The organism is Brevundimonas naejangsanensis DSM 23858 (genome assembly GCF_000421705.1).
In the GTDB taxonomy this organism is placed as follows: Bacteria; Pseudomonadota; Alphaproteobacteria; order Caulobacterales; family Caulobacteraceae; genus Brevundimonas; species Brevundimonas naejangsanensis.
In genome coordinates, this window is record NZ_ATXN01000002.1 from 546,253 (window position 1) to 559,203 (window position 12,951).

Annotated in this window: 13 protein-coding genes; 6 read left to right on the plus strand and 7 right to left on the minus strand. The window is 66.7% G+C overall.

Annotated features, from left to right (window positions below):
• Positions 1–131: 131 nt before the first annotated feature.
• Positions 132–1,724: a S10 family peptidase gene (locus H556_RS0102845; RefSeq protein WP_024353008.1), complete on the minus strand. Its 1,593-nt coding sequence runs from the start codon at positions 1,722–1,724 to the stop codon at positions 132–134.
• A gap of 202 nt (positions 1,725–1,926) precedes the next feature.
• Here H556_RS0102845 and purN point away from each other — a divergent pair, with 202 nt between their 5' ends.
• Both purN and H556_RS0102855 read left to right on the plus strand, forming a co-directional pair.
• Complete coding sequence (gene purN, locus H556_RS0102850; protein ID WP_024353009.1) at positions 1,927–2,517, plus strand: phosphoribosylglycinamide formyltransferase; 591 nt, start codon at positions 1,927–1,929, stop codon at positions 2,515–2,517.
• A gap of 109 nt (positions 2,518–2,626) precedes the next feature.
• Positions 2,627–4,684, plus strand: coding sequence for a M13 family metallopeptidase (locus H556_RS0102855; protein WP_155802400.1), 2,058 nt, complete (start codon positions 2,627–2,629; stop codon positions 4,682–4,684).
• An 81-nt stretch (positions 4,685–4,765) separates the two neighbouring features.
• Here H556_RS0102855 and H556_RS0102860 read toward each other — a convergent pair whose 3' ends face one another.
• Positions 4,766–4,978 (minus strand): hypothetical protein, encoded by a 213-nt coding sequence (locus H556_RS0102860; protein WP_024353011.1) that lies wholly within the window; start codon positions 4,976–4,978, stop codon positions 4,766–4,768.
• A 186-nt stretch (positions 4,979–5,164) separates the two neighbouring features.
• Complete coding sequence (gene ndk, locus H556_RS0102865; RefSeq protein WP_024353012.1) at positions 5,165–5,584, minus strand: nucleoside-diphosphate kinase; 420 nt, start codon at positions 5,582–5,584, stop codon at positions 5,165–5,167.
• A 103-nt stretch (positions 5,585–5,687) separates the two neighbouring features.
• Here ndk and H556_RS0102870 point away from each other — a divergent pair, with 103 nt between their 5' ends.
• The gene (locus H556_RS0102870) at positions 5,688–7,574 is read left to right on the plus strand and encodes an ABC-F family ATP-binding cassette domain-containing protein (RefSeq protein WP_024353013.1); all 1,887 of its coding nucleotides are present in this window, start codon (positions 5,688–5,690) and stop codon (positions 7,572–7,574) included.
• Entirely contained in the window at positions 7,574–7,819 is a 246-nt protein-coding gene (locus tag H556_RS0102875) for a DUF2164 family protein (RefSeq protein WP_024353014.1), read from the plus strand. The genes H556_RS0102870 and H556_RS0102875 overlap by 1 nt, the downstream gene beginning before the upstream one ends.
• 62 nt (positions 7,820–7,881) lie before the next feature.
• Here the strand turns inward: H556_RS0102875 and H556_RS0102880 are convergent, their stop codons facing one another.
• From H556_RS0102880 to H556_RS0102895, 4 genes are read right to left on the minus strand one after another with little or no spacing between them, the layout of a single operon-like run.
• The gene (locus tag H556_RS0102880) at positions 7,882–8,187 is read right to left on the minus strand and encodes a hemolysin (protein ID WP_024353015.1); all 306 of its coding nucleotides are present in this window, start codon (positions 8,185–8,187) and stop codon (positions 7,882–7,884) included.
• A gap of 17 nt (positions 8,188–8,204) precedes the next feature.
• On the minus strand, positions 8,205–8,591 hold the full coding sequence (locus H556_RS16600; protein ID WP_245559403.1) for a hypothetical protein: 387 nt from the start codon (positions 8,589–8,591) through the stop codon (positions 8,205–8,207).
• A complete protein-coding gene (locus H556_RS0102890; protein WP_024353016.1) occupies positions 8,573–9,034 on the minus strand; it encodes a DNA polymerase III subunit chi in 462 nt (153 codons plus the stop codon). Before H556_RS0102890 ends, H556_RS16600 begins: the two co-directional genes overlap by 19 nt.
• 25 nt (positions 9,035–9,059) lie before the next feature.
• Positions 9,060–10,535, minus strand: a complete 1,476-nt coding sequence (locus H556_RS0102895) for a leucyl aminopeptidase (protein ID WP_024353017.1) — start codon at positions 10,533–10,535, stop codon at positions 9,060–9,062.
• Between the two features lie 158 nt (positions 10,536–10,693).
• On the opposite strand from H556_RS0102895, the gene H556_RS0102905 reads away from it, so the two are divergent.
• Both H556_RS0102905 and lptG read left to right on the plus strand, forming a co-directional pair.
• Positions 10,694–11,827 (plus strand): LptF/LptG family permease, encoded by a 1,134-nt coding sequence (locus H556_RS0102905; RefSeq protein WP_024353018.1) that lies wholly within the window; start codon positions 10,694–10,696, stop codon positions 11,825–11,827.
• Entirely contained in the window at positions 11,824–12,927 is a 1,104-nt protein-coding gene (gene lptG / locus H556_RS0102910; RefSeq protein ID WP_024353019.1) for an LPS export ABC transporter permease LptG, read from the plus strand. The genes H556_RS0102905 and lptG overlap by 4 nt, the downstream gene beginning before the upstream one ends.
• Positions 12,928–12,951: the final 24 nt, after the last annotated feature.

The following is a 12,951-nucleotide window of genomic DNA, read 5'->3' on the forward strand; positions in this document are numbered from 1 at the left end:
TGGCTCAGGACGCCGCGCTTGCGGTTCTCATTGCCCCAGCCTCCGCCGGGATGAGCGGAAGAGAGCGTAGTCGCAAAAAAGGCCCCGGTCGCACTGACCGGGGCCTTCTTCATTTCAGGCTGTCGCCGGGATCAGCGCAGGCCGCCGTTGACCGTCTCGTCGTAGAATTTCGACAGGTCGACGTGCAGTTGCTCCAGCGCCGGGCGGGCCGTGTACATCATGTGGCCGCCTTCATAGTAGGTGAACTCCAGGTTCCGGCGCAGGTGCGGCTCCAGCATCATCTGGGCCAGATCATACTCCGTGCTGAAGAAGGGCGTGGCGGCGTCGTAATAGCCGTTCAGCGCCAGCACCTTCATGTGCGGATTGCGGCGGATGGCGGTGGCCAGGTCGACGGCCGTGTTCGGCGTGGTCTGCGGGCCGCCGACCGGCGGACGGTGGTTCCAGTCCCAGTTGAAGCCCGGCAGGCCGCGCGCCGACTGGCGGTAATCCACATCGGTCCGATAGTTCAGCGTCGTGGCGATATAGTCGCGGAAGATGCCGAAATAGGCGCCGGTGATGGCGCTGCTCGACGGGTCTTCTTCGGGCGAGGCGCCGACGGCGTTGGCGTCGATGCCGGTATAGCGCATGTCCAGACGGCCGATGGTCTGGCGACGGTCGCGCAGCAGTTCCTTGCGGAAGGGGCTGAGCTCAAGGCGCAGGTTGGCCTGATCCAGAACCGTCGGCGAGATGCCGATCAGGGCGCTCATCTGCTGGGCGATCTGGGCGCGTTCGGCGTCCGAGATCAGGTGTCCCTTCGACAGGGCCGCCGCATAGGGGCCGATGGCGAATTCGCGGGCGCGCTGGACGTGTTCTTCCAGGCTGGGCTTGTTCGGGATCTTGTTGTGATACCAGGCCGTCGCCGCATAGGTCGGCAGCAGGGTGACGAAGTTCTGCGGATAGCCCGGCTGGCGCACGCCGTAGTTCATGATCGACGACAGCAGGACCACGCCGTTCAGCGACATGCCGCGATCTTCCAGCTGGTGCACCAGGGCGCCGGCGCGCAGGGTGCCGTAGCTTTCGCCCAGAACGTATTTCGGGCTGGACCAGCGGTCGAATTTGGTCGTGTAGCGCATGATGGCGCGGGCGAAGGTGTCCGCATCCTGATCCACGCCCCAGAAGGCCGAACCCGGCGTCTCGCCCAGCGGACGCGAATAACCGGCGCCGACCATGTCGATGAAGACCAGGTCGGTCTTGTCCAGCAGGGTCATGTCGTTGGGCGCCAGGTTGAACGGCGCCGGGCGCTCGACCACCGGCTCATCGGTCTGGACCCGCATCGGGCCGAAGGCGCCCATGTGCAGCCACACCGTCGGCGAACCCGGTCCGCCGTTGAACATATAGGTGATCGGACGGCGACCGACCGGCTGGCCGTCCAGCGTATAGGCCACATAGAACAGGCTGGCCGTCGGCATGCCCGCGTCGTTGCGGACCGTTAGCGTGCCCGCCGTCGCCTTGTAGCGCAGGGTGCGGCCGTGGGCGTTGATCGAGTGGCTGGTGGTCACTTCCGATTCATCGGCCGTGGCGCGCGCCCAGTTCTTTTCGATCTGCTCGGCGGTGACGTTGCGCAGACGATCAGAGGCCGAGCGGACCGGCCCCGAGCCGCCGCTGGACGCGGCTTCCTGAGCCATGGAAACGGCCGGCGCGGCCAATAGGGCCGCGGCGCAGGCGGCGGTCAACAGACGACGCATATAGGATACTCCCCCTTGGATGCCGGACTCCCCGGCGCATGGACGCTAACGCCGCCGTTTCCGAAGAAGCAACGGAGTTTGCGTCAGTTCCACGACAATGGTTCGGCGGCGCTGCGCCCTTCTCCCCGACCTGCCGTCCCTCTTGCTAAGTCGCCTCCGGGGCCGCATGGCAGTCACGCCATCTTCCACGCGTGAGCCGCCCATGTCCGTCGCCAAAACCCGTGTCGCCGTCCTGATCTCCGGGACCGGCTCGAACATGGTCAGCCTGATCGAGGCAGGACAGGCGCCGGATGCGTCATATGAAGTCGTGCTGGTGGTCTCCAACATCGCGGACGCCGCCGGTCTGGACAAGGCGCGTGCGCTGGGGGTCGAGGCCGTCGCTGTCGAACACGCCGCCTTCGGCAAGGATAGAGAGGCGCACGAACGCGCCGTGGACGCCCTCCTGCGCGAACATGGCGTCGAGGCCGTGGCCCTGGCCGGTTACATGCGCCTGCTGACGCCGTGGCTGGTGCGCGGGTGGGCGGGCCGGATGCTGAACATCCACCCGTCGCTGCTGCCGCTCTATCCCGGCCTGAACACCCACGCCCGCGCCATAGAAGCGGGGGACCATGAGGCGGGCTGCACCGTTCATATCGTCACCGAAGGCGTCGATGAGGGCCCCGTCCTGGGCCAGGCGCGCGTGCCCATCCTGCCCGGCGACACGGCTGAAATTCTCTCCGAGCGGGTCAAGGCGGCGGAACATCAACTTTACCCCCGAATTCTGATGAATTTTCTGAACGCTCCGAAACCTTAACGATTTTTAATGCGACAGCCGGTCGCAGGCGGGCGCAGTTTGCCGTCAAGCATGAATGCGCCGCCCTGACGGCGCAATCGCGCACGTCTGCACCACTGGGAAAGACCCGATGATGAAAACCCGCCTGATGGGCGCCGCCGCCATGGCCCTCGCCCTCGCCTTCACGGCTCAACCGACCTTGGCCCAGCACGCCCACGCCTCGGCGGCGGCCTCCACCGCGCCCGAGATCAAGCCCTGGGGCTTCGACCTGGACGGCCGCGACCTGACGGTGAAGCCGGGCGACGACTTCAACGCCTACGCCAACGGCGTCTATCTGAAGAACACCGAGATTCCGTCCGACAAGGCCCGCTTCGGCCCGTTCGACGTCCTGTATGAGAATTCACAGGCCCAGCTGCGCGCCATCATTGAGACCAGCGCCGCCAATCCGACCAACGCCAACGCCCAGAAAGTCGGAGCCCTGTACGCCAGCTTCATGGACGAGGCCCGCGTCAACCAACTGGGCGCCCAGCCCCTGGCCGCCGATCTGGCCGCCATCCGCGCCGTGACGAACCATAGCGACATGGCCCGCCTGATGGGCGCCAGCCACGAAGGCTTCGGCGGCTCCCTGTTCGGCCTGGCGGTGTTTGAGGACCTGCAGGATCCGAACATCAACTCGGCCTATCTGGGTCAGGGCGGGCTGGGGCTACCGGACCGCGATTATTATCTGAAGCCCGACTTCGCCTCGCAGCGCGAAGCCTATGTCGCCTATATCACGCGCGCCCTGACCGCCGCCGGTTGGGACCATCCGGCTCAGGCCGCCGCCGACATCCTGGCCTTCGAGACCAAGGTGGCCGAGAAGCACTGGACCACGGTCGAGCGTCGTCAGATCGACAAGATCTACAACCCGACCCCGACCGCGCAACTGGCGACCTTCGCACCGGGCTTCGACTGGGCCGCCTTCCTGCAGGCCTCCAAGGTCGAGAACGTCCCGACCCTGGTGCTGATGGAAAACACCGCCATCCCCGGCATCGCCCAGGTGTTCGCTGATGCCCCGATCGAGACGCTGAAAGCCTGGCAGGCCTTCCAGACCATCGATCAGGCCAGCCCCTATCTGTCCGACGCCTTCGTCGACTCGCGCTTCGAGTTCCGCGGCAAGACCCTGCGCGGCCAGCCCGAGAACCGTCCGCGCTGGAACCGCGGCGTGGTTCTGGTCGACGGCCAGCTGGGCGAGGTGCTGGGCCAGGAATACGTCCGCCTGCACTTCCCGGCTTCGTCCAAGACGCAGATGGAGACGCTGGTCGCCAACCTCAGCGCCGCCATGACCGAGCGCCTGAAGGCCCTGGACTGGATGAGCGAGGCCACGCGCGAGCAGGCCCTGCTGAAGATGTCCAAGTTCGGCGTGAAGATCGGCTATCCTGAGAAGTGGCGCGACTATGATGGTCTGGAGCTGAAGGCCGATGACCTCTACGGCAACGTCGAGCGCGCCGCCGCCTTCGACTGGGCCTGGAACCGCGGCAAGATCGGCCAGCCGGTCGATCCGCTGGAGTGGGGCATGACGCCCCAGACGGTGAACGCCTACTACAACCCGCCGCGCAACGAGATCGTCTTCCCCGCCGCCATTCTGCAGGCGCCCTTCTTCGACCCGAACGCCGATCCGGCGGTCAACTACGGCGGCATCGGCGCCGTGATCGGTCACGAGATCACCCACGGCTTCGATGATCAGGGCCGCAAGACCGACGCCAACGGCGTGCTGCGCGACTGGTGGACGCCTGAGGACGCCGCCCGCTTCGAAGAGCGCGCCAAGACGCTCGGCGCCATCTACGCCGCCGAAGAGCCGGTGCCGGGGATGCACATCAACGGCGACCTGACGATGGGCGAAAACATCGCCGATCTGGGCGGGCTGCTGATGGCGCTGGACGCCTATAAGCGCAGCCTGAACGGTCAACCGGCCCCGGTGATCGACGGCCTGACCGGCGAACAGCGCGTCTTCCTGGGCTGGGCCCAGGTGTGGCGCGAGAAGTCGCGTGACGAGGCTCTGAAAGAGCAGCTGACCACCGACCCGCACTCGCCCGGCATGGCGCGCGCCGCCACCCCGCCACGCAACATCGACGCCTGGTACGCCGCCTTCGACGTCACCCCGGATCAGGCGGAATACATCGCCCCTGAGAAGCGCGCCCGCATCTGGTAAGCGGCGCGTCCGGCGACGGACAAAAGGAAAGGGCGTCGGCTTCGCGGCCGACGCCCTTATTCTTATCGCGCGGCGAAAGCCTTACTCGTGCGGCTTTTTCGGCGTGGTGGCGGCGCCGCCGATGGCGCCGATGGCCGCGCCGGCGACCGTCGCGCCGGTATTGCCGCCGATCGCCTGACCGGCGACCGCGCCGCCCAGGGCGCCCGTGGCGGCGCGTTGTTCCGTGGTGGTGCCGCACGCGGCCAGCAGGGCCGTCAGGCCCAGCACCGGGGCAAGCTTCAGCATCGTCTTCATGGCGGTCATCCTTGTTCTTCTTCGAGAGGGACGGCGTGACCGTAAAAACGAAACGGCCCGCCCCCGGTTCCGGGAGCAGGCCGAATTGTCACAAGCCGCGTCGGGTCGAAAAGGCGGAGCCTTTTGACCGCGGCTTACAAAAAGCTTCCCGAAGGGTCGACGATCGCGGCCCCTCAGAAAAGCCCCTTAGCCGACGATGTCGGCGTCCGTGAAGAACTGCTCGATCTCGATCTTGGCGTTGTCCAGCGAGTCCGAACCGTGGACCGAGTTCTCGCCGATCGACAGGGCGAACAGCTTGCGGATGGTGCCTTCGGCGGCGTCGTTCGGGTTGGTGGCGCCCATGACTTCGCGATACTTGGCGACGGCGTTGTCGCCTTCCAGCACCTGGACGACGACCGGCTCGGCGATCATCTGCGACACCAGTTCGCCGTAGAAGGGACGCTCGGCGTGCACTTCGTAGAACTTCTTGGCTTGGGCTTCGGTCAGCTTGACGCGGCGCTGGCCGACGATGCGCAGGCCGGCGCCTTCGATGACGGCGTTGATGGCGCCCGTCAGGTTGCGGCGGGTGGCGTCCGGCTTGATGATCGAGAACGTACGTTCGGTCATGGGAGTGACTTCTTGTTTGGGAGTTTGAGGGTCGGCGGCTTATAGCGAGCGCCGCACATCTTTCCAATATCCCCGCGCGTAAGCCTTTTTCTTTCCGGTTCCCATGCTGCAGATCAAAAACCTGACCTACAACGCCTGGGGCCGCGAGTTCCTGGACGACGCCTCCGTCAGCCTTCCGCCGGGCTCCAAGGTCGGGCTCGTCGGCCGCAACGGCATCGGCAAATCGACCCTGTTCAAGCTGATCCTGGGCGAGCTGGCCGCCAACGGCGACGAAATCTCCCTGCCCAAGACCGCCCGCATCGGCTCGGTCGATCAGGAACACCCCGCAACGCCCGTCAGCGTGCTGGACACCATCCTTGAGGCCGACGTCGAGCGCCACGACCTGTTGACCCGGCTGGAAACCGCCGAGCCCGAGGATATGGGCGAAATCTGGGGCCGTCTGATCGAGATCGACGCCGACAGCGCCCCCGCCCGCGCCTCGGAAATCCTGGCCGGTCTCGGTTTCAGCCATGACGACATCCTGCGCCCGATGGCCGAGTTCTCGGGCGGGTGGCGGATGCGCGTCGCCCTGGCCGCCGCCCTGTTCGCCGAGCCGGACATGCTGCTGCTGGACGAACCGACCAACTACCTCGATCTGGAAGGCGCCCTGTGGCTAGAGCAGCGGCTGAAGCGTTATCCGCACACGGCCCTGATCATCAGCCACGACCGCGAACTGCTGAACGGCGTCTGCACCCACATCCTGCAACTGTCGAACCGCAAGTTGGACCTCTACACCGGCAACTACGACACCTTCGAAAAGACGCGGGCCGAAAAGCTGCGCCTGATGGAGGCCAACAAGTCCAAGCAGGACGCCGAACGCGCCCACCTGCAGAAGTTCATCGACCGCTTCAAGGCCAAGGCGTCCAAGGCCACCCAGGCCCAGTCGCGCGTCAAGCGGCTGGAGAAGATGCAGCGCATCGAACTGCCGCCCGAAGAGCGCGTCGCCCCCTTCACCCTGCCTTCGCCCGAACGCCCCCTGCCCCCGCCGCTGATCCGGCTGGAGAAGGCCAACGTCGGCTATGAGCCGGGCAGGCCGATCCTGAAGAACCTGAACCTGCGGATGGACCTGGACGACCGCATCGGCCTGCTGGGCGTCAACGGGGCCGGCAAGTCGACCTTCGCCAAGCTGATCGCCAAGGCCCTGACCATCGAGACGGGCGAGTTCCACCGCGACGGCAAGATGCGCGTGGGCTGGTTCCACCAGCACCAGATCGAGGCGATGGACCCGACCGACACGCCGTTGGAGATCATCCGCCGCGCCATGCCGGACGCCTCGGAAAGCAGCCGCCGCAGCCGTCTGGCCCAGTTCGGCCTGCCGTTCGAGAAGCAGGAAACCACCGTCGGCGCCCTGTCCGGCGGCGAGCGCGCGCGCCTGCTGCTGAACCTGGTGGCGATGGATGCGCCGCACATCCTGATCCTCGACGAACCGACCAACCACCTGGACATCGACAGCCGCCGCGCCCTGCTGGACGCGCTGAACGAATATACCGGCGCGGTCATCCTGATCACCCACGACCGCTCGCTGATGGAGCTGGTGGCCGACCGCCTGTGGCTGGCCGCCGACGGCTCGGTGAAACCGTTCGACGGCGACATGGACGACTATCAGAAGTTCGTCCTCGACCGCGCCAAACAGGCCGGCATGAAGCCCAGCCAGGTCAAGCATGAGGAGGTCGCCGCCGAGGCGCCCGCCCCCGTCGCCGCGCCCAAGGCCGAGAAGAAGAAAGGCCCCTCGCCCTCGACACTGCGTCACGCCGTGAAGAAGGCCGAGGACCGGATGGCGCAACTGACCGCCGACCTGGCGCGTCTGGACGACGACCTGGCCAACGCCGCCGTCAACGATCCGAAGAAGCTTGAAGGCCTGACCCGCTCGCGCGCCAAGACCCAGGCCGACCTGGATCAGGCCGAAGCTGACTGGATCGCCGCCGAGGAAGCCCTGGCCGAGGTGTCGTGATGAGCAAGGCCCCGCCGCCCCTGTTGACCAAGGACGAAATGCAGGAGGCGGCCGCCCGCCTGCAAACCTATCTGCGCGACGAGCTGGAGGTCGAGGTCGGCCGCCTGCCCGCCGAAATGCTGGTCGAGTTCATCGGCCGGGACATCGGCCGCCTGTTCTACAACCGCGGCCTGCGCGATGCCGAAACCGTGGTGCGCCAGAAGGTAGAGGACGTCGCCGACGCCCTCTACGGCCTGGAGCGATAGTCCCGCCGCCCTGTTCCCGCTCCCCCCGGCAGACGCCGAGATGAGGGAATATTCTAAGGACCTCAGCCGCAGCTGACGCGGGTCACGATTTCCGTCTTGTCGTCATAGGTGAAGGTCACGCGGTTCTCGCGATAGTCCATCGTCGCCGCGCAACTGCTGCACAGGACGCGGAAAATACGCCCGCGCGGCGCATCGGCCGGAATGGTCGAGCGATTGCGGCCGACATACTCCTGATAGTCGCTGGCCTTGCAGGCCATCGGTGTTGCCTCGCCGCCCGGCGCGGTCGTCGCCCCGCCCCCCTGCGTCGGCGCGCAGGCCGCCAGCGCCAGGAAACCTGCGGCGGCGGTCAGCGTCAGAAATGACTTCATAACGTCGTCCCTCATGATCATCCGCAGCGGACCTGTTCGATCAGGCCCGTGCGCTGGTTGTAGAAGATGTTGAGCCGATAGGGCGAATAGTCCTCGGTGATCGGGCAGGTTGTACAGGCGACCCGACGGTTGACCACATCCACCGGAACGGGGATCTCAGTGCGAGGTTTCCCGATCAGCCACTGAAACTCATCCGCCTTGCACATGGCCTGGCCCGAAGCGTTGCGCACGCCCGGTTCAGACAGATAAGGGCGCTCGGTAGGCGATACGGGCGCAGCGGGCGTGGCCGGCGGATAGTTCGGATGGGCGGCCGTTCGAGTCGGGGTCGTGGTGTTCGTGGGCGGCGAGGCGCAGGCCGCGACAGCCAATGCGCCTGCAACGGCGATCAGGCCGCCTTTTCCCAACGCCCTTCTTCCGATTGTTTCCAATAGGCCAGGTCGGCGCCGTCCGCCTTCAGCGTCCGCCAGCGCCCGCGCGCATGGTTCAGCGCCTGCTCGTCCCGACCGTCGAAGATGATGAAGCAACGTGCGAACTCCTGCGTGGCCCCAAGCTCTGAATCATCGACGATGAACAGCGCCTGAGCGCCGTTCAGATTCTCGCCCGATTCGGACAGAAGCACAGGCTGGCGCGCGGCGTGATCGCCGTCGGCTCGTCCGTGAGGCAGGAAGCTGTTGTCGCGATAGGTCCATAACAGCTCGTCGATGTCGTCGAGCCGATGCGAGGTCGCGCCCCGGATCAGGGCGCGCCAGCCCCGCTGAAGCGTGCGCTCCAGCAGGGTCGGCAGCACCTGGTCCAGCGTCGACCGCTCCAGATGGTAGAACCAGATTTCCGGCTTGGCGTCAGACACCCGGCCCTACCTTCCTGAACAGGGATCAGCCTTCGTAGTGGTCGGCGACCATGCGGTCCAGCAGACGCACGCCATAGCCGACGGCGCCGTCCGGCACGGTCGGGTTCTTGGAGTCTTTCACCCAAGCGGTCGAGGCGATGTCGATGTGCGCCCACGGCACGCCGTTGGTGAAGCGTTGCAGGAACAGGGCGGCGGTGATCGAACCGCCGGCGCGGCCGTTGCCCATGTTCTTCACATCGGCGATCGGGCTGTCGATGTGGCGGTCGTATTCGGCCGGGATCGGCATGCGCCAGGACTTCTCGCCCACCTTCGGGCCAGCATCGGCGATGTTGGCGGCCAGTTCGTCGCTGTTGGTGAAGACGCCCGCATATTCCAGGCCCAGCGAGATGATGATGGCGCCGGTCAGGGTGGCCAGGTCGATCATGAACTTCGGCTTGAAGCGGTCCTGCGTGTACCAAAGGGCGTCGGCCAGAACGAGGCGGCCCTCGGCGTCGGTGTTCAGCACTTCGATGGTCTGGCCCGACATGGAGGTGACCACGTCGCCCGGACGCTGGGCGTTTCCGTCCGGCATGTTCTCGACCAGACCCAGAACGCCAACGACGTTCACCTTGGCCTTGCGGCCCGCCAGGGCGTGCATCAGGCCGGCCACGGCGGCGGCGCCGCCCATGTCCCACTTCATCTCTTCCATGCCGTCGGCGGGCTTCAGGCTGATGCCGCCGGTGTCGAAGCAGACGCCCTTGCCGACGAAGGCGATGGGGGCCTCGCCGTCCTTGCCGCCGTTCCACTGAATGACGGCCAGCTGGCTTTCACGCACCGAGCCCTGGCCGACGCCGAGCAGCGAGCCCATGCCGAGCTTCTCCATCTCGGCCTCGCCCAGGATTTCGACCTTGGCGCCCAGAGCCTCCAGCTCCTTCACGCGGCGCGCGAACTCGGCCGGGTACAGGATGTTGGCGGGCTCCGACACCAGATCGCGCGAGAACAGCACGGCGTCGGCCACGGCCGACAGCGGGCCGAAGGCGGCCTCGGCGGCCTTCACGTCCGAGGTGACCACGCGCACCGTCGTCACCGACGGAATCTTATCGGCCTTCTGCTTGGTCAGGTATTTGGCGAAGCGATAGGCGGCCAGGCGAACGGCGAAACCGGCGCGGGCGGCCAGTTCGGGCGACAGGTGCGACACGTCGATGGTCAGGACTTCGGCGCCCGACAGCTTGGTCGCCTGATAGGCGGCGGCAGCGGCGGTTTCGACCGCCAGATCATCCTGCTTGTCCTGCGCGCCCGCGCCGACCAGCAGGACGGCGTTCGCGTCGATCCCGGCCGGGGCCGCAACGTTCAGGCTGCTGTTGGACGCGCCATTGAAGCGGCTGTTCTTCATCGCCTTGGTCAAGGCGCCCGAGGACGCCTGATCCAGCGCCGCGCCGGCGCCTGCGAGGGCTCGTCCTTCATTCACCAGCACGGCGAGAATTTCTGCGGCGCCGGTCGAAGCGACGAATTCGATTTTCATGAAACTGACTCCAGACCGGAAAAACCTGTCCCGATCACGCTTGAATTTGCCATGGTCGCGGCGACGGTTTCGTCGGGGCGGCCGGATGTGTATTACATGGCTCGCATCGCCCTGGGCTGCAACACGTTCGCAGCCGATTATACGACCTTTCCGGCCTTATGACCCTGATCCAGAGGTATCTTTTCCGCCAGATCGGCCTGCCCGTCGTGGCGGCGGTCGCGGCGCTGGCCGGCATCGGCCTGCTGAGCCAGAGCCTAGATCAGCTGGAAGTCATCGTCGAGCGCGGGCAGAGCGTCTGGGTCATGGTCAAGCTGACCCTTCTGGCCCTGCCGCAGTTGATCGCCGTCATCCTGCCCATCGGCCTGTTCGTCGGCGCCCTGATCGCTCTGACGCGGTTGCAGCGCGAGCAGGAGCTGACCGCCGCCTACGCCGCCGGGGTCAGCCGCTGGGCCCTGATCCGGCCCGCCCTGCAGATCGCCCTGATCGTCACCGTCGTCGCCCTGCTGGTGAACGTCTTCGTCCAGCCCTGGGCGCAGCGCGAGGGCCGTCGTCAGGCCTTCGCCATCCGCACCGACCTGGCCGCCCTGCTGGTCGAGGAAGGCCAGTTCGTACAGGGGCCCGACGGCCTGACCGTCTATGTCCAGCAGATCGAGCAGAACGGTCTGATGAAGAACCTCTTCGTCTACCTGGACAACGGCAAGACGGTCACGACCTGGGACGCCGAAACCGCCCGTTTCGGCCGCGTCGACGGCCTGCCGGTGCTGACCATGCAGAACGGGTCGATGCAGCGCTATTCCTCGCGCGAGGTGCTGAACCAGCTATCGTTCGACCAGCAGGTGTTCGATCTGTCGCCTTACGCCCAGACAAGCGAGCGCATCCGCTTCAAGCCGTCGGATCTGTGGCTGACTGACCTGTTCGACCCGACGCCCGCCCTGCTTGAGACCGCCGGAACGCGCGGCGAGCTGGCGGCCGAGGGCCATTCGCGCCTGGCCTCGCCCTTCTACGCCCTGGCGGCGATGGCCTTTGCGCTGGCGGCCATTCTGGGCGGCGCCTTCAGCCGGACAGGCTACACCGGCCGCATCGCCAAGGCGGCGGGCGCCTTCCTGATCCTGCGCGTCATCGGCTACGGCCTGGTCGCGGCCAGCGCCTGGAATGGGGCCCTGAACACCCTGCAATACGTCGTGCCGTTGGCCGCCACGGCCCTGGCCCTGCGCATCCTGTTCCGCGCGCTCAAGCCGCGCCGTCGCCGCGCCTCATCGCCGCTGGCCCGCGTGAAGGCGAGGACCGCATGAAGCTCCGTCTCGGCCGCATCGAACGCTATGTGCTGATCCAACAGATGAAGTCGCTGGGCGTGGCCTTGGCCGTCATCGCCGCCCTGGTCATGCTGATCGACTTTGTCGAGGTGTCGCGCGGGCTGAACTCTTCTGGCGAGCTGTCCAGCACGCGGATCTTCGGCCTGGTGCTGATGAAATCGCCCTCGGTCATCCTCCAGCTCCTGCCCTTCGTCTTCCTCTTCGGCACCCTGAGCGCCTTCGTCAGCCTGAACCGGCGCAGCGAACTGATCGCCATGCGGGCGGCGGGGGTGTCGGCCTGGCGCTTCGTCCTGCCCGCGGCGGGCGCCGCCGTGCTGCTGGGCGCGCTGACCGTCACCGTTCTGGGCCCTATGGCCGCAGCGGGCGACGGCGTCTGGCAGCGTGAGCGCGGCCGCATCTCCGGCTCGACGCCCGGAGGCGATTCACGCGAATCCGTCTGGCTGCGGGAAGGCGACGAGAACCGCCAGATGATCATTCGCGGCGGACGGCAGGAACAGGCCACCGGCCGCCTGCTGGACGCGACCTTCTTCATCTACACCACGACCTCGGGCGGCCATCGCGTCTTCACCGAACGGGTTGATGCGGCCACGGCCACCCTGAACGCCGGGCGCTGGCGCCTGACCGACGCCTCCGGCGCGCAGACAGGCCAGCGGGCGGTCCGCTACGCCACCCTGGACCTGCCCTCCAACCTGGCCGACAAGGAAGCGTTCCAGCGCTTCGCCCGGCCGCAGTCCACGCCCTTCTGGTCCCTGCCCAATCAGATTCGCCGCATCGAGGACGCCGGCTTCGCCTCCACCGCCTATCGCCTGCGGTTGCAGCAGTTGCTGGCGACGCCGCTGGTCTTCGGCGCCATGTCGATCCTTGCGGCGGCCTTCTCGCTGCGGCTGATGCGTCTGGGCGATCTGGCGCGGATGACGGTGGCGGCCGTCGTGCTGGGCTTCGCCTTCTTCTTCCTGAACCAGTTCTCCTCGGCCATGGGCTCGGCCGAAGTGGTGCCCCCGGTCATCGCCGCCTGGCTGCCGCCCATATTGACGGCTCTCGCCGCCTTTACCTTGCTGATCTATACCGAAGACGGCTAATCGGGCGGTTTCCGCCCGGCCGGT

Bases quoted from the DNA above. Each gene is read 5' to 3' on its own strand.
- H556_RS0102845 (WP_024353008.1), bottom strand. From the start codon at position 1,724: ATGCGTCGTCTGTTGACCGCCGCCTGCGCCGCGGCCCTATTGGCCGCG.
- purN (WP_024353009.1), top strand. From the start codon at position 1,927: ATGTCCGTCGCCAAAACCCGTGTCGCCGTCCTGATCTCCGGGACCGGC.
- H556_RS0102855 (WP_155802400.1), top strand. From the start codon at position 2,627: ATGATGAAAACCCGCCTGATGGGCGCCGCCGCCATGGCCCTCGCCCTC.
- H556_RS0102860 (WP_024353011.1), bottom strand. From the start codon at position 4,978: ATGAAGACGATGCTGAAGCTTGCCCCGGTGCTGGGCCTGACGGCCCTG.
- ndk (WP_024353012.1), bottom strand. From the start codon at position 5,584: ATGACCGAACGTACGTTCTCGATCATCAAGCCGGACGCCACCCGCCGC.
- H556_RS0102870 (WP_024353013.1), top strand. From the start codon at position 5,688: ATGCTGCAGATCAAAAACCTGACCTACAACGCCTGGGGCCGCGAGTTC.
- H556_RS0102875 (WP_024353014.1), top strand. From the start codon at position 7,574: ATGAGCAAGGCCCCGCCGCCCCTGTTGACCAAGGACGAAATGCAGGAG.
- H556_RS0102880 (WP_024353015.1), bottom strand. From the start codon at position 8,187: ATGAAGTCATTTCTGACGCTGACCGCCGCCGCAGGTTTCCTGGCGCTG.
- H556_RS0102895 (WP_024353017.1), bottom strand. From the start codon at position 10,535: ATGAAAATCGAATTCGTCGCTTCGACCGGCGCCGCAGAAATTCTCGCC.
- H556_RS0102905 (WP_024353018.1), top strand. From the start codon at position 10,694: ATGACCCTGATCCAGAGGTATCTTTTCCGCCAGATCGGCCTGCCCGTC.
- lptG (WP_024353019.1), top strand. From the start codon at position 11,824: ATGAAGCTCCGTCTCGGCCGCATCGAACGCTATGTGCTGATCCAACAG.